The following is a 21,425-nucleotide window of genomic DNA, read 5'->3' on the forward strand; positions in this document are numbered from 1 at the left end:
TCACAGGCTCAGCTCCGGGTGAAGTCGGTCGAGGGTCCACACCTGCCGGCGCCGCGCGGACACCGCGGTGAGCGCGAGGGCGCCCAGGGTGAAGGCGGTCAGGACGGCGCACGCCTGCCAGACAGGGCCCAGACCGCCGCCCGTGATGAGTCTCCTCAGGGCGTCGACGACGTAACTCATCGGCATGAAGGGGTGGATCGCGTTGAAGAAGCCCGGACTGGTCTGCACGGGATACGTGCCGCCGGCCGAGGTCAGCTGGAGCATCAGGAGCGCGAGGACGAGGATCCGGCCGGCCGCTCCGAAGCGTGCGTTGAGCCACTGCACGATCGCCGCGAAGCAGCCCGTCACCAGGAACAGGAAGGCCACCGTCCCGGCCGCCCGCACGGCCTGAAGACCGATCGCCCAGTGCAGTACGGACATCAGCGCGACCGTCTGCAGCACCCCCAGGGCGGCCACCGGCAGCCAGCCCGCCAGCGCGATCCGCCAGGCGGGGGCGCCCGCGGCGAGCGCGCGCCGGTTGAGCGGCGGGATCAGCATGTAGGCGACCATCGCGCCCACCCACAGGGAGAGCGGAATGAAGTACGGGGCGAAACCGGTGCCGTAGTTGGGCGCCTTGTGCAGGTCCTTCGAAGCCAGCTGTACGGGGTCGGCCATGACCCCGGTGCGCTGATCACGGTCCTTCTTGTCGTAGTCAGGGATCTTTCCCGCGCCGTCGTGGAGTCCGCCGGCGAGCTTCCCCGAGCCGTCGGCGAGCTTGTACATGCCCCCTTCGAGGTCGTTCGCGCCCGTCCCGAGCCTGCCGATCCCGCTGTCGAGGTCGGTGGCGCCCTTCTTGGCCGTGCCGAGCCCCGTGTGCAGGGTCTCGGCACCCTTGGCGACCTTCCCGGCTCCCTTGTTGAGCTGGTTGATCTTCGAGACGGCCGTGGCGAGGTCCTCGGACAGGCGCGGTGAGCGGTCGGCCAGCGCCCGCGCCTGCTTCTCCAGGGTGGCCAGGTGCCTGTCCAGCGACTTCAGGTCGCCGTTCTGGCCGGCCACCAGCGTGTCGACGTCGTCGGCGACCTCCGCCACGTCCGCCGCCGCGTCCCTGGCCTTCTTCAGGTCCGGGCAGGCGGCGTCGGGCAGCGGCAGGTCCTGGTCCTCGCAACGCGCCTTGTAGACGCCGTTCAGCGTGTCGGAGGCCGTGTGCGCGCTCTTCGCGGCGGCCGGGGCCGTCCTCGCCAGCGTGTCGAGGTTGCCGCGGATGACCGAGGCCGAGTCCGCGACGAGCCGGGCGGTGTCGCCGATCTCCTTCTCGTTGCCCTTCAGGAAGGGCCCCACCTTGTCCGCGACGCCGTTGACCTTGTCCGCGAGCGTCTGCGTGCCCTCGGCGACCTGTCGTGAGCCGTCCTCCAGGTCACCCGCCCCCGTGTCGAGCTTCCTCAGCCCGGTGGCGAGCTTGCCGCTGCCCTTCTCGGCGTCCGCGAGGCCGTCCGCGAGGTCCTTCGAGCCCTTCTTCGCCTTCCCGATGCCACCGGAGAGCGTGTCGGCCCCCTCGGCGGCCTTCTGGGTCTTCCCGTGGAGGTCGGAGAACGAGACATAGATCTTGTCGAGGAACGACCGTGCAGCCTTGGTCGAGGCGGCCGTCCGTACCTCGCTGAAGACCGTCCGCGAGATCTGCCCGACGATGTAGTTGTTCGCGTCGTTCGTACGCACCTGGAGGGCGCCCGTCTCCGGGGAGTCGCCCGAACTGGAGGCGATCCTTCTACTGAAGTCGGACGGCATGGTCAGCGACAGGTAGTAGTCGCCGTTCTCGACCCCTTCACGGGCTTCGGCGGCGCTCACCTCGTGCCACTCGAAGGTGTCGCTCCTGTGCAGACCCTTGGTGATCTCGTCGCCCAGCACGACCTTCTCGTCGGCGGCGGTGGCTCCCCGGTCGTCGTTCACGAGCGCCACGGGGATGCGGTCGAGACGTCCGTACGGATCCCAGAACGACCACAGGTAGAGGGCGCCGTACAGCAGGGGCAGCAGCAGGAGCGCGGCCAGCGCAGCGCGCGGGAGCCTGCCCCTGCCGAAGCGCCTGAGTTCAAGCGCGGCCAGTTTCGGCGAGCGCATCCACCGTCTCCTTGTCGTGGTCGTCGGGCTCTTCCTGGCCGCGGTCCTGGTTGCGGGCCGGTGCGGCGGCGGATTCCGTGGACACCACGACCGCGCCCTCCGGGGCCTCGCTGCACACCGCCACGACCGTGGTCCCGGCGTCGGCCAGGGAGCGCAGCAGCGCCCAGGCCTCGGTCCGTTCGGCGTCCGAGAGCTTCAGGTCGGTGTCGTCGATCCCGAGCAGCCGGGGGCGGCCGATCAGGGCGAGGGCGACGGACAGCCGCAGTGCCTCCAGGCGTTCCAGGTCGCGCACGGCGGTCCTGGAGCCCTTGGGCAGCGCCTCCTGGTCGAGTCCGGCGGCGGCCAGCGCGCCGTCGACCCGTAGCCGGGCCTCCGCCAGCCGCTCCTGACGCGGTCGCAGCAGCCCGCGTACGGGGCCGCCGAACCGCCGTTGCAGCAGTGCGCGCTCCCGGAGGTGCTCGGCTACGGACAGGGCGGGCTCCAGGTCGGTGACGCCGGGCACATGCGCCAGCGCGCTGAACCTGCGGACCGCCGCCATCTGCTTCGGCAACTCGCAAGGCCCCACGCGCGCGTGCCCCTCGGTGGGCTTCATCCGCCCGGTGAGGGCCAGCAGCAGACACGTACGGCCCGAGCCCGACGGTCCTTCGACCGCGATCAGCGAGCTGGGCTCCGCGTCGACGTCCACGCCGCGGAACGCCCAGCCGCGGGGTCCTCTGAGCCCGAAGTCCTCGGCCGTGACGCCGAGTCCGTGCGGACCGTCCACAACTTCCCCCACCCTCCGGGTCCTTCGACCGGCTGTCGCACCGGTTGAAGCGCAAAGTTTTGAACTGACTGGTCAGTGCAAAAGCTACTCCGAACCTATGAGCGAAGCAAAAGCCCAGGTCAGAACGGATTGTCAGTGGCATACCGCACGATAGGCACATACGGCATCTCCCGTCGGGTGTGCCGTCACACGACGAGTGGAGGTTCGTCATGGCCAGCTCATCCGCAGCCGCCGCCCGCCGGCGCCGCGCCACCGGCCCTGCCCCCTCACTGACCGGACCGGCGAGCGACGTGCACCCCGTGCTCCGCCGTGCCACGGCCCCGCCCGCCGCCCTCGATCTGCTCGCCCAGGCCCGCGCCGGACTCGACGAAGCGGCCCTGCTGGAAATGCCCAACGACCGGTACGCGACGGCACACCTGGCCGCCCTGCGCACCGCCGCGGCCGTGCTCGCCGCGCGCGGCCGGCCCGAGACCACCGAGAGGCGCCGGGCCAAGATCCGGAGCGCTTGGGAAGTGCTGCCCGAGATAGCGCCCGAACTCGCCGAGTGGAGCGTGCTGTTCGCCTCGGGAGCCCGCCGTCGGGCCCGCGCGGAAGCCGGCATCCAGGGCGCCGCAAGCATCCGGGACGCCGACGACCTGCTGCGTGACGTGGCGATGTTCCTCCGCCTCGTCGAACGCATGCTGGTGCTCCAGCCGGTGCTGCCGCAGCCGCGGCACGAGGGTGGGCAGGGCGGGCACGGGGTCCAGGGCGGCCACCCCGCCCAGGAGACACGCGGCGTCCCGGGGCCCCGGGACGTGCGGGATGTCCCGGACGCGGGGTGATGACGAGGGCCGGGCTCGGGACCGGGTTCGGGCTTGACCCGGCTGCGGGCTTCAGCTCCGGCTCCGGAGGGTGCTTCGACGGAGGTGCGGGGACAGTCAGGGCGGTCGCCCGGCGGTCTGGGGCAGCGGCCCGGGCCGGTCGTCAGGGTTGGTCAGGGGCCGTGCGTCCGGCGCGCGAGACGGGGGGTCGGGCAGCGGGCGTGAGGCAATAGGGTTGGAACGCCTGAATCTCCCCGGCGCCGGACACGGCGGGGGAGGTATGCCCATCGCTCCGCCGTACCGAGGCGGTGCCGCGCCGAGGAGTCAACTGCCGTGTCGGACCCGATGCGCCCGCCCGTCTCCCACCGCCCTCGGCCGGCGTCGCCGCGCTCCGGCCCTTCCAGTCCCCGCGCCTCTCTCCGTACCGCCGTGGTCTGGGACGTTCTGAAGGACGCCCTCGACCGCCAGGTCAAGGCCACGGGCCGGGAGTCGCTGGACGTGCTCGACACCGGAGGCGGCAGCGGCAACTTCGCCGTGCCGGTGGCCCGGCTCGGCCACCGCGTCACCGTCGTGGACCCCAGCCCGAACGCGCTGTTCGCGCTGGAGCGCCGGGCCGCCGAGGCGGACGTCGCCGACCGCGTCCAGGGTGTCCAGGGCGACGCCCACGGCCTCTTCGACGTCGTCGAGCGCGCCGGCTACGACGCGGTGCTGTGCCATGGCGTCCTTGAGTACATGGACGACCCCGCCGAGGGCCTGCGCAACGCCGTCGGCGCGCTGCGCCCCGAGGGCGTCCTCAGCCTGCTCGCCGCCGGGCTGGGCGGCGCCGTCCTCGCGCGGGCCCTCGCCGGACACTTCACGGAGGCTCGCCAGGCCCTGAGTGACCCGGACGGCCGCTGGGGCGAGGGTGATCCCGTTCCGCACCGCTTCACGGCCGACCAGCTCACCGCTCTGGTCGAGGCCGCGGGCCTCGGCGTGGCCTCGGTGCACGGCGTGCGGGTCTTCGCGGACCTGGTCCCCGGGGTCCTCGTGGACACCGAGCCGGGCGCCCTGGACGCCCTGCTGAAACTGGAGACCGCGGCCGCCGAACTAGCCGCCTTCCACTCTGTTGCCACGCAGCTTCATGTGCTCGGTGAGACGCGGGAGTCGGTCGAGGGGTGAGCCGCCACCCGCGTCGCACCGCTGATCAGGGGCGCGACAGCAGATGGAGTACGCCACAGGCCCCCCGATCGGGCGCTCGGAGCCGTATGATCGGGGGAGACCGTCCGGCATGACGGGCCGGTCGCTGGGGAATCTACGCCTCAGTGGATCGGAAAGCCATGGCGGGTTCCGGTTGGCGAATTGGCGCAGAGGGGCGGGTTTCACGGGGGCGATTCCCTGCCTATCCTGAAGGGGCCCCCCGGTCGTCGCCCCGGCGACTGCACGATGAGGAGGACGCCGTGCCGCTCTCGGAGCACGAGCAGCGAATGCTCGAGCAGATGGAGCGAGCGCTGTACGCCGAAGATCCCAAGTTCGCGACAGCGCTTGAGGGAAGCGGGCTGCGTACGTACACCCGGCGACGGGTCTACCAGGCGGTCGCCGGCTTCCTCGTAGGTATCGCGCTCCTCATGGCCGGAATGGTCGCACAGCAGATCTGGGTCAGCGTGGTGGGTTTTCTCGTCATGCTGGGCTGCGCGGTGCTCGCCGTCACCGGTTGGCGCAAAGCCCCCAAGCCGGGTGAACAGCCCGCGGCGGGTGCGCCGGGTGCTCCGCAGGCCCGTGGTCAGGGTCGGCAGCGGCGCTCCATGATGGACCGCATCGAACAGCGCTGGCAGCGGCGCCGTGACGAGCAGGGCGGCCAGTAGCCCACTGGGCTCAGGCCGGACAGACGCACGCAAGAAGGGGTGACCACCGCCGAGGTGGCCACCCCTTCGGCGCGCCCGCCTTCAGCCCGCCTGCCCTCGCCTTCGGCGCGCCCGCCCTCGGCGCGTCCGGCCGCCACGGGGTGGGCCGACGCGGCCGGGCGGGAGCCGAGACCGGCCGAGGACGCGGCTGCGTGATGGGGTGCCTGCGGTGGTGGCGCATCAACGCCGGCCCAGCGCCAAGCGCGCCCAGCGTGGAGCCGTACGACGAAGAGGGGGTGCCGGCCCGCAGTCCGGGTCGGCACCCCCTCTTCGCTGCCTCGGCGGCAGCCGGTCAGCCTCCGCTGCCGCCCTGTTCCGACGGGGGTCGGAGCAGGGCCGTCCAGCGGGTCGCGGCGCGGTACTTCAGCGCGTGCCACCTCTCGGAGGCTGCCCACACCACCCGGACGGACGAGCGTGGTGCGAGCAGTGCGCGCAGGCGCGTGCCGCGGCTGGCGGTGGCCCGCAGGCCCTGCGTCATCCGGCGGACATCGGCGCCCAGCCCCGGGGCCGGCCGGGGGCTCGGCGCGTACAGGACCTGCTCCACCGCGTCGGCGATCCGGTGGACGGAGGCCGCGGCCTCCGGCTCCAGATGCCCGACGCGGACGATCCGCGCCGCCGCCTTGCGCGGTGTCTGCGACTCGTCGGGCGGGATACCGAAGTCCCACGCCGTGTCACTGACCTCCTGCCAGGCCTCCAGCGCGACCGCCGTGGTGCGCGCCTCGCCCCGGCCGTGCGATTCGAGCCGGATGTCGCGCACCCCGTCGCCGCCGATGTCCTGCCCGGCCGAGGCGCCGCCGGTGTCCGCGGTGATCCAGTTGTGTGAACCGAGCCGCACCGACCGGGTCCGCATCCGCCACAGCATCGGCAGCAGCGGCAGCGTGCCCACGGCGAGTCCGCCCGCGAGCCAGAGGAGCAGGGACAGCCACCACGGCGGATCGTCGTTCGTCGCGCCGAACGCCGCCTGCGGGGACTCGCTGGCGCAGGACTGCTCCAGCTTCTTCTCGGCCGCCGTGCACTCCTCGCTGCCCGAAGGGGCGGCGGAGGGCGCCGTGGACGAGGAACGCGACGGCGCGTCCGGGTCGGGGACGGCCGCGCCGGGCGTGTCCGTGCGGGTGTACTCGGGGACCGAGCCCCGGTTCGGTGTCGGCTCGAAGCGGGTCCAGCCGATGCCCTCGAAGTACAGCTCGGGCCACGCGTGCGCGTCCCGCAGCCCCACCGACATCGTGCCGTCCGACTTGGGCGAACCGGGCGTGAAGCCCACCGCGACCCGGGCCGGTATGCCCAGCGTGCGGGCCATGGAGGCCATCGCGAAGGAGAAGTGGACGCAGAAGCCCTCCTTGTCCCTGAGGAAACGCGCTATCGCCTGGGACCCGCTGCCGACCTTGACCTCCGTGTCGTACGTGAAGCCGCCCTCCAGGGCGAACCAGTCCTGCAGCTTCACCGCACGCTCGTAGTCGTTGGCCGCGTCCGCCGTGATCTCCCGTGCCGTGGTGGCCACCACCGGCGGCAGCGAGTTCGGCACCTTGGTGAACTCGCGCTTCAGCACCTCCGGCGCCTCGGGCGCGTTCGCGAGCTGATCCGCGGTCGGCTGCACGATCAGGCTCTTGACCGTGTACTCCTGGCCGCGGGTGGTCTGGCCGTGGTCGCCGACGAGCGTGCGGCCCACGGGCTCGAACCGCCACTTGCCGTTGATGCCCACCTGGCTGGCCGGGTAGGGCAGCGGCAGCCAGTCCTGTGCGTACCAGTCGGCCGCTGAGATCCTCGTCTGCACCTCGGTGCGCTGGACGTCGTCACTGAGACCGGGCGGTGTCGGGAAGGTCCCCGGCACGTCCTCCACGTGGCGCTTGGCCGGCTTCCACGCCGTGCCGTCGAACTCGTCGAGCGAGACGATCCGCAGATAGAGGTTCTGCGTCTCCTCGGAGTTGGTGCGGTAGGACATGACCTCGCGGTCCTCGTCCACGTTCAGGCTGTCGCTGAGCGAGACCAGCGGGTTCACCGCGGAGATGGTGTTGCCCCCGCCGGAACCCGCGGCGACGCCCGTGCGAGCGGCGTCCAGCAGCCCGCCGTCGAGCGCGGGCAGGGCGAGCGGGACGACCAGCGCGACACCGAGTGCGACGGCGCCGATGCGCCGTCCCGTACGCACCGGCGCGGTCAGGCTGCCCGAGGAGTCCCCGCCCGGTGTGCGGGGCCCGCCGCCGAAGACCCGCCCCCACTGCGAGAGCCGGTCACGTCCCTCGGCGAGCAGCAGCACCAGATAACCGGTGGCCGCCAGCAGGAACCAGATCCATCCGGCGCCGCCGTCCGCGAGACCCGCGGCGACGGAGTACAGCGCGAGCAGCGGCAGTCCGGCGGGGGCGGCGCTGCGGAACGTCACCGCGAGCGCGTCCACCGCGAGTCCTATCACCACGACCCCGCCGACCATCATCAGACGGATGCCGTCGGAGAGCGGCGCCGGGATCGAGTACCGGCTGACGTCGTCCGCGCCCGCCTGCAGCAGCTCGCCGAAGTAGCGGAAGACGTCGGGGCCGGGCAGCAGCCCGGCGATGGCCTGCTCCCGGGCGAACGACAGCGTCAGCAGCATCAGGGTCACGAGCGCCTGCACGGCGATCGTCAGCGGTCGTGCGAGCGGCACCCGCCGGGCCGCCGCGCCCACCCCGGTCTGCACCGCGACCAGGAACGCCGCCTGGAGGAACCAGCTCGCCGGATCGACCAGCGGCAGCAGGGCGCAGGACGCCATCAAGGTCGCCGCAGCGGCGCACAGCGCCAGTCGTGCGCGCCCGCTCATGACGTACCGCCTCCTGTCGTACTGCCCGTGGACGCGACCCCGTTGCGCTGTCGGTCCGCCTCCCGCCACAGGTCGGCCAGGCTCACGCCCGGTGGGACGGCCACAGCGGTCCAGCCCGCCTCACGCAGCATCCGAAGCCGCTCCTCGCCCTGTTCGTCGGGGGTGCCCCGCACCCATGCCCCGCTGTCCAGCAGGAAGGCGATCGCCCCGCCGCTGCGCTGGCGCATCTTGGCGAGCACCGACGCCTGCTCCTCGTCCAGGTCGCCGAGGAAGGCCACCAGCAGTCCTTCGTTGCCGCCGCGCAGCACTTCGTACGCCCGCGACAGGCCCGTACCGTCGGAGTGGTCGATCACCGCGAGGGTGTCCATCATCAGCCCCGCCGCGTCCGCCGACTCCTGGCTGGCCCCGGCGAACCCGTCGGCGCCCTCGCCGGGCACCGAGGTGCCGGTGTCGGTCAGGAGACGTACGGAGAAGCCCCGTTCGAGCATGTGCACCAGCGTCGACGCGGTGCCCGAGACGGCCCACTCGAAGGCCGAGTCGGGGCCCGCGCCGTCGAAGGCGATGCCCCGGGTGTCGAGGAGCACCGTGCAGCGGGACCGCTGCGGCTGCTCCTCGCGGCGCACCATCAGCTCGCCGTACCGCGCGGTCAGCCGCCAGTGGACCCGGCGCAGGTCGTCGCCGTAGCGGTATCCGCGCGGGATCACGTCGTCCTCGCCGGCCAGCGCGAGCGAGCGCTGCCGCCCGTCGCCGTACCCCTTCGCCTCGCCGGTCAGCCGGACCGGCGGCAAAGGCTCCACGCGCGGGACGACGGTGAGGGTGTCGTAGGTGGAGAAGGAACGGGTCAGCTCGCACATGCCGAAGGGGTCGCTGAGCCGCAGTTGCAGCGGGCCCAGCGGGTAGCGCCCGCGCAGGTCCGACCGCACGCGGTACGACACCTCGCGGCGGCCGACCGCCTCGACCCGGTCCAGGACGAACCGGGGCCGCGGCCCCAGCACGTACGGCACCCGGTCCTGGAGCATCAGCAGGCCGGTGGGCAGCCGCGAGACGTTGTCCATCCGCAGATGGACCCGTGCCTCGGAGCCCGCGGGCACCCGCGCGGGGGAGAGCCGGCGGCTGCCGGCGACCCGGTAGCGCGTGCGGTACAGCACGGCCGTGCAGACCAGCGGCAGCACGGCGAGCAGGAGTCCCACCCGGAGCAGATCGCTCTGCCCCAGGACGTACGCGCAGATGGCGGCCGCGATGCCGGCGGCCAGGAAGGAACGCCCGCGCGTGGTGAGCCCGGCGAGAGCCGTGCGCATCCCGCCCCGGTCCTCCTCGGCCGTCGCCGCGGGCATCCCGCCGCCGGTCATCACAGCCTCCGGGGCGGCTGCTGGCCGAAGGCGGACGTGCCCCGGCCCATCGCCGGGCCGCCCGGCGCCTGGGGCGCCGCGGGCACGGCCGTGCGCTGAAGGATCTCCAGGACGACCTGCTCGGCCGTACGACGGTTCAACTGGGCCTGGGCGGTGGGCAGCAGCCGGTGGGCCAGGACCGCCACGGCGAGCGCCTGCACGTCGTCCGGCAGTGCGTAGTCCCGGCCGCTGAGAGCGGCGGACGCCTTCGCGGCGCGCAGCAGATGCAGCGTTGCGCGCGGCGAGGCGCCGAGTCTCAGGTCCGGGTGGCTGCGCGTGGCGCCGACCAGGTCGACCGCGTACCGGCGGACCGGGTCGGCGACGTGGACCGTGCGGACCGCGTCGATGAGCTTGACGATCTCGTGCGCGTGCGCCACCGGCTGCAGGTCGTCCAGCGGGGAGGCCCCGCCGTGGATGTCGAGCATCTGCAACTCGGCCTCCGCGCTGGGGTAGCCGATGGAGACCCGGGCCATGAATCGGTCCCGCTGCGCCTCCGGCAGGGGATAGGTGCCCTCCATCTCGACCGGGTTCTGCGTGGCCACCACCATGAAGGGGCTGGGCAGCTCGTAGGTGTGCCCGTCGATGGTGACCTGGCGCTCCTCCATGGACTCCAGGAGCGCCGACTGCGTCTTGGGCGACGCGCGGTTGATCTCGTCGCCGATCACGATCTGCGCGAAGATCGCCCCCGGTTTGAACTCGAACTCCCTGTTCTGCTGGTCCCAGATGGACACCCCGGTGATGTCCGAGGGCAGCAGGTCGGGCGTGAACTGAATACGTCGCACCGAGCAGTCGATGGACCGCGCCAGTGCCTTGGCCAGCATGGTCTTGCCGACGCCGGGGACATCCTCGATGAGCAGATGTCCCTCGGCGAGCAGTACGGTCAGCGAAAGCCGTACGACCTCAGGCTTGCCCTCGATCACTTCCTCCACCGAACTGCGGACTCTCTCCACAGTGGCGGTCAGATCTGTGAGGCTCGCTCGATCGTCATAGGTCGTCACCCGGCCCTCCTCGGCCCGTTCTTTCTCCGGGCCGACACGCTGCGATGCGAACCGGCCCACCCCGAACACGGACGCCACGCTTGAAAAGTTCCGCGCGACGCCACATACGCATTCTTGTTGCCGTTACCGGTTCGTGTCATCCGCCTGTGGATAACTGGCCGTGATATGTCGGGTCTTGCGTTTTATGGCCGGGTCCCACTGGCGTCAGGTGGGGTCTATCTCACTCAGTAGGCCCGTCTTCACGTCGAACACGAAACCACGTACGTCGTCGGAGTGCAGAAGGAACGGGGAGGTCCGCACGCGCTGCATGGACTGCCGGACGTCCTGTTCGACGTCGCGGAACGCCTCGACGGCCCATGCCGGGCGCTGGCCGACCTCCATCTCCAGGTCGTGGCGGAACTCCTCGGTGAGGGACTCCAGGCCGCAGCCGGTGTGATGGATGAGCACGACGCTGCGGGTGCCGAGCGCGCGCTGGCTGATGGTCAGGGAGCGGATCACGTCGTCGGTGACGACGCCGCCCGCGTTGCGGATGGTGTGACAGTCGCCGAGTTCGAGGCCGAGCGCGTCGTGCAGGTCGAGACGGGCGTCCATGCAGGCCACGACCGCGACACGCAGGACCGGCCGGGCGTCCATGCCCGGATCGGTGAACGCGGCGGCGTACCGCTCGTTGGCGTCGACCAGGCGGTCCGTGACGGTGCCGGGGCGGGCCGTGGCGGCCTCGGGCTCGGTGGGAACGGATGCGGAAGTCGTCATACCTATGACGGTAAGGGGCACGTGCTGTTCGGGCCCGCTGTGAGAGGAGACAAAGAACATCAATGAGCGTTGTTGTGAGGTAACCCACAAGGGTGGACCGAGTGCACCCGTTCGGGTGGAAAACACCAGGTTTTCGCTTGATCGCGGGGGAGAGTCGCGACGCGCAGGCCGGTTCATTGACCGCGAGACACCGTGGACTAAAGTGACGCGAAGCGGGAGGCGAGCTGTCCTCCCTGCTGGACTGCTAAACCCCGGAGGCCCGGCGACATGCCGGGATCTCCTCGCGTGCGCGGCGCGTACGTACGGCTCGGCCTCCTCCCGCTCCCGGTCGGCTGACGCTTCCGGCGCCGGCAGGCCTTCCCTTCGGCAAGCCGAGGGGTGTCTCCCGTGACGACCACGGGCGGGCGGGGACCCGGCGGTGCGTACCGGCCGCGCGGACCTGAGAGGGCCCCTTGAGCCAGAGTCGACATGTCCCGGTGATGCTCCAGCGGTGTCTGGACATGCTGGCCCCCGCACTGGAGGCACCGGGAGCCGTCGTCGTCGACTGCACCCTCGGCCTCGGCGGCCACAGCGAGGCCCTGCTCGACCGCTTCCCCGAGTCCCGTCTGATCGCCCTCGACCGCGACAAGGAGGCACTGCGCCTCTCCGGGGAACGGCTCGCGCCCTTCGGTGACCGGGCCGAGCTGGTGCACGCGGTCTACGACGAACTCCCCGACGTGCTCGACCGCCTGGGCCTCACGAGCGTCCAGGGCGTCCTCTTCGACCTGGGCGTCTCCTCCATGCAGCTCGACGAGGCGGACCGCGGCTTCGCCTACGCCCAGGACGCCCCGCTCGACATGCGCATGGACCAGACGACCGGCATCGGCGCGGCCGAGGTGCTCAACACCTACGCCCCCGGCGAACTCGTACGGATCCTGCGGGCGTACGGCGAGGAGAAGCAGGCCAAGCGGATCGTGTCCGCGGTCGTCCGCGAGCGCGACAAGGAGCCGTTCACCAACAGCGCGCGGCTCGTCGAACTGATCCGAGACTCCCTGCCGCAGGCGGCCAAGCGCACCGGCGGCAACCCCGCCAAGCGCACCTTCCAGGCGCTGCGCATCGAGGTCAACGGCGAACTCACCGTCCTTGAGAGAGCGATCCCCGCCGCCGTGAAGGCGCTCGCCGTCGGCGGCCGGATCGCCGTGCTGTCGTACCACTCCCTGGAGGACCGGCTGGTGAAGCAGGTGTTCGCGGCGGGCGCCGCCAACACCGCGCCGCCCGGACTGCCGGTCGTCCCCGAGCGCTACCAGCCCCGGCTCAAGCTGCTCACGCGCGGTGCCGAACTCCCCACCGAGGAAGAGGTCGCGGAGAACCGGCGGGCCGCTCCCGCGCGGCTGCGCGGGGCGCAGCGCATCAGGGAGGACGCCGAGTGACGGAAGGGTGCGTGAGTTGGATGACCGAACTCACCGGGCACAGGGGCCGGAAACCCGGACCCACCGGCCAGGAACCCGAACTCACCTGGAGGGTGAGTGAATAGGAAACCCGAACTGAGGGGCAGAGCGGCCCGGCTCGCGCGGCTCTTCCCGACCGGCTCCGGACAGGCCGCCCGTACCCCCTTCGTCCTCCTGGTCGTGCTGCTGCTCGGCGGCGGTCTGATCGGTCTCCTGGTACTGAACTCCGCCCTCAGCGAGGGATCGTTCCAGCTCGACGACCTCCAGAGGGACACCAAGAGCCTCACCGACGAGGAGCAGGCGCTCCAGCGTGACGTGGACGCCTACTCCGCCCCCGACGCCCTCCAGCGCCGCGCCCGCGAGCTCGGCATGGTGCCCGGCGGAGACCCGGCCTTCCTGAATCCCGACGGCAGCGTCCGCGGTGTCCCCAGCGCGGCCGCCGAGCAGTCGTCCGTGTACGTGCCCGTGATCCGGCCGCCCGAGGCACTCGACCCGGAACCGGCCGGGACGACCCCGGAGCCCACCCCGACGGCCACCGGGACCCCGGCGCAGACCGGGGCGCCGGAGCCGGCCACGGAGACCGCCGCGCAGCCCACGCCGACCTCTACGATCCCCGGCAGGTGACGGAAGTGTCCGACAGGGAACCCCCGCGCCGCAGGGTGCCCGCGCCCGCCCGGTCCTCGAAACCCGGCGGGTCCGCCCGCCCCGCCAAACCCGGCAGCCAGCGCCGCCCCGGGCCGGGCGCCCGCCCCGCCCGCCGTCCCGCGCCGCCCCGCGCCAAGGCGCCGCGCGTCATCCGCCTCGGCAGCCCCCGCCCGCGGCTGCGCCTGGTCAGCCTCGCGCTGGCCCTCGTACTGATCGCCTTCGTCGTACGGCTCCTCCAGGTACAGGCGGTCGACGCGAGCGAGTACACCGCCAAGGCCGAGAAGAACCGGTACCTCAGCCGTACGCTGGCCGCCGCGCGCGGCGGGATCACCGACCGCAACGGCGTCGACCTGGCGATCAGCGTGGACGCCAACGACATCACCGCCGACCCCACGCTCTTCACCAGGAAGGCGACGAGGATCAGCGACGCCCCCGAGCAGGCCGCCGCCCTGCTCGGCCCGATCCTCGGCAAGGACACCGACGAACTCGCCGCCAAGCTCCGGACGGAGAAGACCCGCTACGTAGTGCTCGCCCGCCGCCAGACCCCCCAGGTCTGGACACAGATCAAGGACCTCAAGAGCACCCTCGCCGAGAAGGCCGGCGAAGGCGGTCCGGCGAACATCCTGGCGGGCGTCCTCCAGGAACCCAGCAGCAAGCGGGTCTACCCGAACGGTGACCTCGGCGCCGGGATACTGGGCTGGGTCAATGCCGACGGCAAGGGCGGCGGCGGCATCGAGCAGCAGCTCAACGGCGACCTGTCCGGCAAGGACGGCGAGATCCGCTACGCCCAGTCAGGCGGACGGCAGGTCCCGACGGCCGGTTCCACCGAGAAGCCCGCCGTGGCCGGCTCCGAGGTGGAGCTGACGATCGACCGCGACATCCAGTGGGCCGCGCAGCACGCCATCGCCGAGCAGGTCGAGAAGTCCAAGGCGGACCGCGGGTACGTCATAGTGCAGGACAACAGGACCGGCGAGATCCTCGCGATGGCCAACTCGCCCGGCTTCGACCCGAACGACCTGTCCAGGGCCGACGGGGGAGCCCTGCACAACTGGAGCCTGGAGGACGCCTACGAGCCCGGCTCCACCGCCAAGGTGATGTCGATGGCCGCCGTCCTGGAGGAGGGCGCCGCCACCCCCGCCACGCACGTCACCGTGCCTAACCGGCTGCACCGCGGCGACCGGCTCTTCAAGGACGACATCGACCACCCGACCTGGTACCTGACGCTCAACGGCGTCCTCGCCAAGTCCAGCAACATCGGCACCATCCTGGCCACCGGACAGCTCGGCAAGAGCCAGGAGGCGGCCAACAAGGTCCTCCACTCGTACCTGCGCAAGTTCGGCATCGGCGGCTACACCGGCCTGGACTTCCCCGGTGAGACGAAGGGCATCCTCGCCCCAGCCGACCAGTGGTCGACCTCCCAGCAGTACACGATTCCTTTCGGCCAGGGCGTGTCCGTCAACGCGATGCAGGCGGCCTCCGTCTACTCGACGATCGCCAACGGCGGCGTACGCGTGGAACCGACACTCGTGCGCGGCACGAAGGGAGCCGACGGACAGTTCACCCCGGCCGCCAAGGCCAAGAAGACAAGAGTCGTCAGCGAGAAGACCGCGAAGACCCTGGCGCACATGCTGGAGTCCGTCGTGGACGACGAGGAGGGCACCGGCGCGAAGGCCCGCATCCCCGGCTACCGCGTGGCGGGCAAGACCGGCACGGCCAACCGTGTGGATCCGGCCACCGGCCGCTACCGCGGCTACACCTCGTCCTTCGCCGGTTTCGCGCCCGCCGACAACCCCCGCGTCACCGTGTACTGCGCCATCCAGAACGCCACCAAGGGCAGCTACTTCGGCGGCCAGATCTGCGGACCCGTCTACAAGGAGGTCCTGGAATTCGCACTGAAGACCCTCCAGGTACCGCCCACCGGGGACACCACCGACAGACTTCCCGTCACCTTCACGCCCTGACCGACGCCGGCCACGCCTTCACCGGCACCCCTCGGCACCGCCCGGAACACCCCGTGCACCGCCCGGAACACCGACCAGGAACAAGCTCGTGACAACGATCACTCCCGACCCCGGCAACGACGGCCCGCCGTCCGCACCGCCACGCCCCTCGCTTCGCTCCGGCGGGGGTGTGCCCGGTACGCTCACCGCCGTGCCACACGCCGATCAGTCCCAAACCACCCGGAAGGGCGTCCCTGTGACATATCCGGGGCCGCCGCGACCGGTGCAGAACCCCGCCACACCCCTCGCGGAGCTCGCCGGTCAGCTGGGTGCGGACCACCCGCAGAGCGCCGCGGACGCCGTCGGGGTCACGGGCATCACCCACGACTCCCGCGCCGTCCGTCCGGGCGACGTCTACGCCGCGCTGCCCGGCGCCCGCATGCACGGTGCCGACTTCGTGACGCAGGCCGCCGGCCTCGGCGCCGTCGCCGTGCTGACCGACCCGACGGGAGCCGACCGGGCCCGCGCCACCGGCCTGCCGGTCCTCGTCGTGGACGACCCGCGCGGCTCGATGGGCGAGCTGGCCGCCTCCATCTACGGCCACCCCGGCCGCGACCTGCTGCAGATCGGCATCACCGGCACATCCGGCAAGACCACCACGGCGTACCTCGTCGAGGGCGGTCTCAAGGGCGTCCGCAGCACCGGGCTGATCGGCACCGTGGAGATGCGCATCGGCGACGAGCGCATCAAGTCGGAGCGCACCACCCCCGAGGCCACCGACCTCCAGGCGCTGTTCGCGGTCATGCGCGAGCGCGGCGTCGAGGCGGTCGTCATGGAGGTCTCCAGCCACGCCCTGGTCCTCGGCCGGGTCGACGGCTGCGTCTTCGACGTCGCGGTCTTCAACAACCTCAGCCCGGAACACATGGAGTTCCACTCGGGCATGGAGGACTACTTCCAGGCCAAGGCGCAGCTGTTCACGCCGGAGCGCAGCAGGCTCGGCGTGGTCAACCTCGACGACGAATACGGCCGCAGGCTCGTCAAGGAGGCCGGCGTCCCCGTGGTGACGTTCTCCGCGGAGGGGCACCCCGACGCCGACTGGCGCGCCGAGGACGTCCGGGTCGGCCCGATGGACTCGGTCTTCGTCGCGGTCGGGCCCAAGGGCGAGCGGATCACCGCCAGGTCGCCGCTCGCGGGCACCTTCAACGTGGCCAACACGCTCGCCGCGATCGTCGCCCTCGCCGCCGCCGGGATCGACCCGCAGACCGCCGCCGACGGCATCGCCGCCGTACCGGGCGTGCCAGGACGCCTGGAGCGCGTGGACGTCGGCCAGCCCTACCTCGCGGTCGTCGACTACGCGCACAAGACGGACGCCGTCGAATCCGTCCTCAAGGCCCTGCGCAAGGTCACCGAGGGCAAGTTGCACATCGTCCTCGGCTGCGGCGGCGACCGGGACAGGACCAAGCGGATGCCGATGGGCGCCGCCGCGGTCCGGCTCTCCGACACCGCCACACTGACCTCGGACAACCCCCGCGGCGAGGACCCCCTCGCCATCCTCGCCACGATGCTCGCGGGCGCCGCCGAGGTGCCGGCGCACGAGCGCGGCGAGGTCCAGGTCTTCGAGGACCGGGCCGCCGCGATCGCCGCGGCCGTCGCCCGCGCACAGCCCGGCGACACCGTGCTGATCGCGGGCAAGGGCCATGAACAGGGCCAGGACATCGCCGGGGTGATCCGTCCCTTCGACGACCGCCAGGTGCTCCGCGCAGCTATCCAGAAGACCCAGGGATGAACTTGTGATCGCCCTCTCTCTCGCCGAGATCGCCTCAGTCACCGGCGGGCAGACCCATGACATACCGGATACGTCGGTCCAGGTCACCGGACAGGTCGTCAGGGACTCCCGGGAAGCCGGTCCGGGCAGTCTCTTCGTCGCCTTCGCGGGCGAGCGCGCGGACGGCCACGACTTCGCCGCGGCCGTCGTCGAGGCGGGCGCCGTGGCCGTCCTGGCCTCCCGGCCCGTCGGGGTGCCCGCCATCGTCGTGGACGACGTCCAGCGGGCGCTGGGCGCCCTCGCCCGCCACGTCGTGGAGAGGCTCGGCGCGACGCTGGTCGCGCTCACCGGCTCCGCGGGCAAGACCAGCACCAAGGACCTGATCGCCCAGGTGCTGCGCACCAAGGCGCCGACGGTCTTCACGCCCGGCTCGCTCAACAACGAGATCGGGCTGCCGCTCACCGCGCTCAGCGCCACCGAGGAAACACGTTTCCTCGTCCTGGAGATGGGCGCCCGCGGGATCGGTCACATCCGCTACCTCGCGGATCTGACGCCCCCGAAGATCGGCCTCGTCCTCAACGTCGGCACCGCCCACATCGGCGAGTTCGGCGGCCGCGAGCAGATCGCCCAGGCCAAGGGCGAGCTGGTGGAGGGTCTCCCGGAGGACGGAACCGCCGTCCTGAACGCCGACGACCCCCTCGTACGGGCCATGGCCTCGCGTACGAAAGCACGCGTGCTGCTCTTCGGAGAGTCCGACGAAGCGGACGTACGGGCCGAGAACGTGCGGCTCACCGGGAACGGACAGCCCTCGTTCAGCCTTCACACACCCACCGGGTGCAGCGAAGTGACCATGCGCCTGTACGGTGAGCACCACGTGTCGAACGCGCTCGCCGCCGCCGCCGTCGCCCATGAGCTGGGCATGTCCGCAGACGAGATCGCCACCGCGCTCTCCGAGGCGGGCTCCCTCTCCCGTTGGCGGATGGAGGTCACCGAGCGCCCGGACGGCGTGACTATCGTCAACGACGCCTACAACGCGAACCCCGAGTCCATGCGAGCCGCCCTGCGGGCGCTCGCGGCCATGGGCAAGGGGCGGCGGACCTGGGCGGTGCTCGGTCAGATGGCCGAGCTCGGGGACGAGGCGCTCGCCGAGCACGACGCGGTCGGACGGCTCGCCGTCCGGCTCAACGTCAGCAAGCTCGTCGCGGTCGGGGGCAGGGAAGCGTCCTGGCTGCAACTGGGCGCATATAACGAGGGTTCGTGGGGTGAGGAGTCGGTGCACGTGTCCGACGCACAGTCGGCGGTCGACCTGTTGCGCAGTCAGCTGCGCCCGGGAGACGTCGTACTCGTGAAGGCGTCCCGGTCGGTCGGTCTCGAACGGGTCGCGCAGGCGCTCGTCGAGGGCGCCGAGGGTGAGGTCGCCGTCCGATGATGAATCAGATCCTGTTCGCGGGAGTCATCGGTCTCTTCCTGACCCTGATCGGTACTCCGCTGCTGATCAAGCTGCTGGCCCGCAAGGGCTACGGCCAGTACATCCGTGACGACGGCCCGCGCGAGCACCACGCCAAGCGCGGTACGCCGACCATGGGCGGTATCGCCTTCATCCTGGCCACGCTGCTGGCGTACTTCCTCAGCAAGGTGATCACGGGGAAGCCGCCGACCTTCTCGGGACTGCTGGTGCTCGGCCTGATGGCGGGCATGGGCCTCGTCGGCTTCCTCGACGACTACATCAAGATCGTCAAGCGGCGTTCGCTCGGTCTGCGGGCCAAGGCGAAGATGGCCGGACAGCTGATCGTCGGCATCGGCTTCGCGGTCCTCGCGCTGCAGTTCGCGGACAACCGCAACAACACCCCGGCCTCCACCAGGCTCTCCTTCGTGCAGGACTTCGGCTGGTCCATCGGCCCGGTGCTGTTCGTGGTCTGGGCGCTGTTCATGATCCTCGCGATGTCGAACGGCGTGAACCTGACGGACGGTCTGGACGGCCTCGCCACCGGCGCCGCGACCATGGTGTTCGGCGCCTACACGTTCATCGGCGTCTGGCAGTTCCAGGAGTCCTGCGCCAACGCGCAGACCCTCACCAACCCGGGCGCCTGCTACGAGGTACGAGATCCACTGGACCTCGCGGTCGTCGCCGCCGCCCTCATGGGCTCCTGCTTCGGCTTCCTGTGGTGGAACACCTCGCCCGCCAAGATCTTCATGGGGGACACCGGTTCCCTGGCGCTCGGCGGCGCGCTCGCCGGCCTCGCGATCTGCTCCCGCACGGAGATCCTGGTCGCTCTGCTCGGCGGTCTCTTCGTCCTCATCACCATGTCGGTGGTCATCCAGGTCGGCTCCTTCAAGCTGACCGGCAAACGCGTTTTCCGGATGGCACCGCTGCAGCACCACTTCGAACTCAAGGGGTGGTCCGAAGTCCTTGTGGTGGTCCGCTTCTGGATCATCCAGGGCATGTGCGTCATCGTCGGACTCGGCCTCTTCTACGCGGGATGGGCAGCCAAGAAGTGACCACCGCTTCCGCCTGGCAGGGCATGAACATCACCGTCGCCGGTCTCGGCGTGAGCGGCATCAGCGCCGCCCGCGCCCTGGCCGGCCTCGGCGCGTCGGTCACGGTCGTCGACGGCGGCGACTCCCCGGCGCACCGGGAGCGGGCCGTCCCCCTCGAACAGCAGGGCATCGCGGTACGTCTCGCGGACGCCGACACGCTGCCCGAGGGCACCGACCTGGTGGTCACCTCGCCCGGCTGGAAGCCCGGCAGCCCCCTCTTCCTGGCCGCCGCCGAGGCGGGCGTGGACGTGGTGGGCGACGTCGAGATCGCCTGGCGCCTGCGCGGCCACGACGGCCGCAAGGCCGCCCCCTGGCTGGCCGTCACCGGCACCAACGGCAAGACCACCACGACCCGGATGCTCGCCTCGATCCTGGCCGCCGCGGGCCTGCGTACGGCCGCGGTGGGCAACATCGGCACGCCGATCGTCGACGTGGTGCTGGGCACCGACGAGGAGTACGCCGATCTCGACGTGCTCGCCGTCGAACTGTCCAGCTACCAGCTGCACTGGGCGCCCTCGCTGCGCGCCCACTCCGCGGCCGTCCTGAACCTCGCCCCCGACCACCTCGACTGGCACGGCTCCATGGAGGCGTACGCCGCCGACAAGGGCCGCGTCTACGAGGGCAATCAGGTGGCCTGCGTCTACAACGTGGCCGACCAGGCCACCGAGGACCTGGTGCGCGCCGCGGACGTCGAGGAGGGCTGCCGGGCCGTCGGCTTCACGCTCGGCACCCCCGGGCCCTCCCAACTCGGCGTCGTCGACGGCATCCTGGTCGACCGCGCCTTCGTCGAGGACCGGCACAAGCAGGCCCAGGAACTCGCGGAGATCGCGGACGTCGACCCGCCCGCCCCGCACAACATCGCCAACGCCCTCGCGGCGGCGGCCCTGGCCCGCGCCTTCGGCGTGCCCCCCAAGGCCGTCAGGGACGGCCTGAGGGCCTTCCGCCCCGACGCCCACCGCATCGAGCACGTGGCCGACGTGGACGGCGTCGCGTATGTCGACGACTCCAAGGCCACCAACACGCATGCAGCGGAAGCCTCGTTGGCCGCGTACGAGTCGATCGTGTGGATCGCGGGCGGCCTCGCGAAGGGCGCGACCTTCGACGAACTCGTCGTCCGGTCCGCGAAGCGGCTGCGGGGCGTCGTGCTCTTCGGCGCGGACCGGGCCCTCATCCGTGAAGCCCTCACGCGACACGCGCCGGAAGTACCGGTGGTCGACCTCGACCGGACCGACACTGGTGCGATGCCCGCGGCGGTCCAGGAGGCGGCACGACTCGCCCGCGCCGGCGACACGGTGCTCCTGGCACCGGCCTGCGCTTCCATGGACATGTTCGCCAACTACAACCAGCGCGGTGACATGTTCGCGGAAGCGGTCCGCGAACTCGGCGCCGCGGGCGCCTGACGGCAGGCCCCTGGGCCGGCCCGGGCGCCCGGGATCCTAGGGAGCGACACGTGACGCCATCGTGGTCGGTGCACCGACAGCGGCCTTCCGCCGGTGGCACGGCGCCGGGCCGGCCCGTACCCGCGAGCGGGCCGTGGACGGACCTGTGCGGCACGGGGACTGGGCAGCGCGACGCCGCGCGGATCCGGCCGCGGACCGCCGGGCCCGAGGGCACCGCAGCACCGGCGGGACGCCCTGCCGCACCGAGGGGAG

General features: G+C 71.7%; 16 protein-coding genes. 10 read left to right on the top strand and 6 right to left on the bottom strand.

Annotated elements, in window-relative coordinates:
* Together C6Y14_RS16580 and C6Y14_RS16585 are read right to left on the bottom strand one after the other, a co-directional pair.
* A complete protein-coding gene (locus tag C6Y14_RS16580) occupies positions 1 to 2,091 on the bottom strand; it encodes a YhgE/Pip family protein (RefSeq protein WP_107017471.1) in 2,091 nt (696 codons plus the stop codon).
* A complete protein-coding gene (locus C6Y14_RS16585; protein ID WP_107017472.1) occupies positions 2,063 to 2,854 on the bottom strand; it encodes an ATP-binding cassette domain-containing protein in 792 nt (263 codons plus the stop codon). Before C6Y14_RS16585 ends, C6Y14_RS16580 begins: the two co-directional genes overlap by 29 nt.
* A gap of 209 nt (positions 2,855 to 3,063) precedes the next feature.
* On the opposite strand from C6Y14_RS16585, the gene C6Y14_RS16590 reads away from it, so the two are divergent.
* The 3 genes from C6Y14_RS16590 (at position 3,064) to C6Y14_RS16600 (ending at position 5,495) form a co-directional block, all read left to right on the top strand.
* A complete protein-coding gene (locus C6Y14_RS16590) occupies positions 3,064 to 3,675 on the top strand; it encodes an SAV_6107 family HEPN domain-containing protein (RefSeq protein WP_107017473.1) in 612 nt (203 codons plus the stop codon).
* 312 nt (positions 3,676 to 3,987) lie between these two features.
* On the top strand, positions 3,988 to 4,812 hold the full coding sequence (locus C6Y14_RS16595) for a class I SAM-dependent methyltransferase (RefSeq protein ID WP_199854759.1): 825 nt from the start codon (positions 3,988 to 3,990) through the stop codon (positions 4,810 to 4,812).
* 278 nt (positions 4,813 to 5,090) lie between these two features.
* Positions 5,091 to 5,495: a DUF3040 domain-containing protein gene (locus C6Y14_RS16600; protein ID WP_107017474.1), complete on the top strand. Its 405-nt coding sequence runs from the start codon at positions 5,091 to 5,093 to the stop codon at positions 5,493 to 5,495.
* A gap of 331 nt (positions 5,496 to 5,826) precedes the next feature.
* Here C6Y14_RS16600 and C6Y14_RS16605 read toward each other — a convergent pair whose 3' ends face one another.
* The 4 genes from C6Y14_RS16605 to C6Y14_RS16620 all read right to left on the bottom strand — a co-directional run bounded on the left by C6Y14_RS16605 (position 5,827) and on the right by C6Y14_RS16620 (position 11,458).
* Entirely contained in the window at positions 5,827 to 8,319 is a 2,493-nt protein-coding gene (locus C6Y14_RS16605) for a transglutaminase TgpA family protein (protein WP_107017475.1), read from the bottom strand.
* Positions 8,316 to 9,668, bottom strand: a complete 1,353-nt coding sequence (locus C6Y14_RS16610; protein WP_107017476.1) for a DUF58 domain-containing protein — start codon at positions 9,666 to 9,668, stop codon at positions 8,316 to 8,318. Before C6Y14_RS16610 ends, C6Y14_RS16605 begins: the two co-directional genes overlap by 4 nt.
* A complete protein-coding gene (locus C6Y14_RS16615) occupies positions 9,668 to 10,705 on the bottom strand; it encodes an AAA family ATPase (RefSeq protein WP_107017809.1) in 1,038 nt (345 codons plus the stop codon). The genes C6Y14_RS16610 and C6Y14_RS16615 overlap by 1 nt, the downstream gene beginning before the upstream one ends.
* Positions 10,706 to 10,909: 204 nt before the next feature.
* Entirely contained in the window at positions 10,910 to 11,458 is a 549-nt protein-coding gene (locus tag C6Y14_RS16620) for a beta-class carbonic anhydrase (RefSeq protein ID WP_107017477.1), read from the bottom strand.
* Between the two features lie 452 nt (positions 11,459 to 11,910).
* Between C6Y14_RS16620 and rsmH the strand changes: the two genes are divergently transcribed.
* From rsmH to murD, 7 genes are all read left to right on the top strand, one after another.
* Positions 11,911 to 12,867 carry a 16S rRNA (cytosine(1402)-N(4))-methyltransferase RsmH gene (gene rsmH, locus C6Y14_RS16625; RefSeq protein WP_107017478.1) on the top strand — a complete coding sequence of 319 codons (957 nt, stop codon included), beginning with the start codon at positions 11,911 to 11,913 and terminating at the stop codon, positions 12,865 to 12,867.
* A gap of 96 nt (positions 12,868 to 12,963) precedes the next feature.
* Positions 12,964 to 13,509 (top strand): septum formation initiator family protein, encoded by a 546-nt coding sequence (locus tag C6Y14_RS16630; RefSeq protein WP_107017479.1) that lies wholly within the window; start codon positions 12,964 to 12,966, stop codon positions 13,507 to 13,509.
* A 5-nt stretch (positions 13,510 to 13,514) separates the two neighbouring features.
* Complete coding sequence (locus C6Y14_RS16635; protein WP_404828802.1) at positions 13,515 to 15,491, top strand: peptidoglycan D,D-transpeptidase FtsI family protein; 1,977 nt, start codon at positions 13,515 to 13,517, stop codon at positions 15,489 to 15,491.
* A gap of 88 nt (positions 15,492 to 15,579) precedes the next feature.
* Entirely contained in the window at positions 15,580 to 17,256 is a 1,677-nt protein-coding gene (locus C6Y14_RS16640) for a UDP-N-acetylmuramoyl-L-alanyl-D-glutamate--2,6-diaminopimelate ligase (protein WP_107017481.1), read from the top strand.
* A 4-nt stretch (positions 17,257 to 17,260) separates the two neighbouring features.
* Positions 17,261 to 18,664 (top strand): UDP-N-acetylmuramoyl-tripeptide--D-alanyl-D-alanine ligase, encoded by a 1,404-nt coding sequence (locus C6Y14_RS16645; RefSeq protein ID WP_107017482.1) that lies wholly within the window; start codon positions 17,261 to 17,263, stop codon positions 18,662 to 18,664.
* Entirely contained in the window at positions 18,664 to 19,734 is a 1,071-nt protein-coding gene (gene mraY, locus C6Y14_RS16650) for a phospho-N-acetylmuramoyl-pentapeptide-transferase (RefSeq protein ID WP_199854770.1), read from the top strand. The genes C6Y14_RS16645 and mraY overlap by 1 nt, the downstream gene beginning before the upstream one ends.
* Positions 19,716 to 21,173, top strand: a complete 1,458-nt coding sequence (murD, locus tag C6Y14_RS16655) for a UDP-N-acetylmuramoyl-L-alanine--D-glutamate ligase (protein ID WP_107017484.1) — start codon at positions 19,716 to 19,718, stop codon at positions 21,171 to 21,173. Before mraY ends, murD begins: the two co-directional genes overlap by 19 nt.
* Positions 21,174 to 21,425: the final 252 nt, after the last annotated feature.

It is taken from the genome of Streptomyces dioscori, assembly GCF_003024195.1.
Taxonomy (GTDB): domain Bacteria; phylum Actinomycetota; class Actinomycetes; order Streptomycetales; family Streptomycetaceae; genus Streptomyces; species Streptomyces dioscori.

What these genes read in the sequence shown, in the direction of transcription:
- C6Y14_RS16580 (WP_107017471.1), bottom strand. Translation starts at nt 2,091, where the DNA reads ATGCGCTCGCCGAAACTGGCCGCGCTTGAACTCAGGCGCTTCGGCAGG.
- C6Y14_RS16590 (WP_107017473.1), top strand. Translation starts at nt 3,064, where the DNA reads ATGGCCAGCTCATCCGCAGCCGCCGCCCGCCGGCGCCGCGCCACCGGC.
- C6Y14_RS16605 (WP_107017475.1), bottom strand. Translation starts at nt 8,319, where the DNA reads ATGAGCGGGCGCGCACGACTGGCGCTGTGCGCCGCTGCGGCGACCTTG.
- C6Y14_RS16610 (WP_107017476.1), bottom strand. Translation starts at nt 9,668, where the DNA reads ATGACCGGCGGCGGGATGCCCGCGGCGACGGCCGAGGAGGACCGGGGC.
- C6Y14_RS16620 (WP_107017477.1), bottom strand. Translation starts at nt 11,458, where the DNA reads ATGACGACTTCCGCATCCGTTCCCACCGAGCCCGAGGCCGCCACGGCC.
- mraY (WP_199854770.1), top strand. Translation starts at nt 18,664, where the DNA reads ATGAATCAGATCCTGTTCGCGGGAGTCATCGGTCTCTTCCTGACCCTG.
- murD (WP_107017484.1), top strand. Translation starts at nt 19,716, where the DNA reads ATGGGCAGCCAAGAAGTGACCACCGCTTCCGCCTGGCAGGGCATGAAC.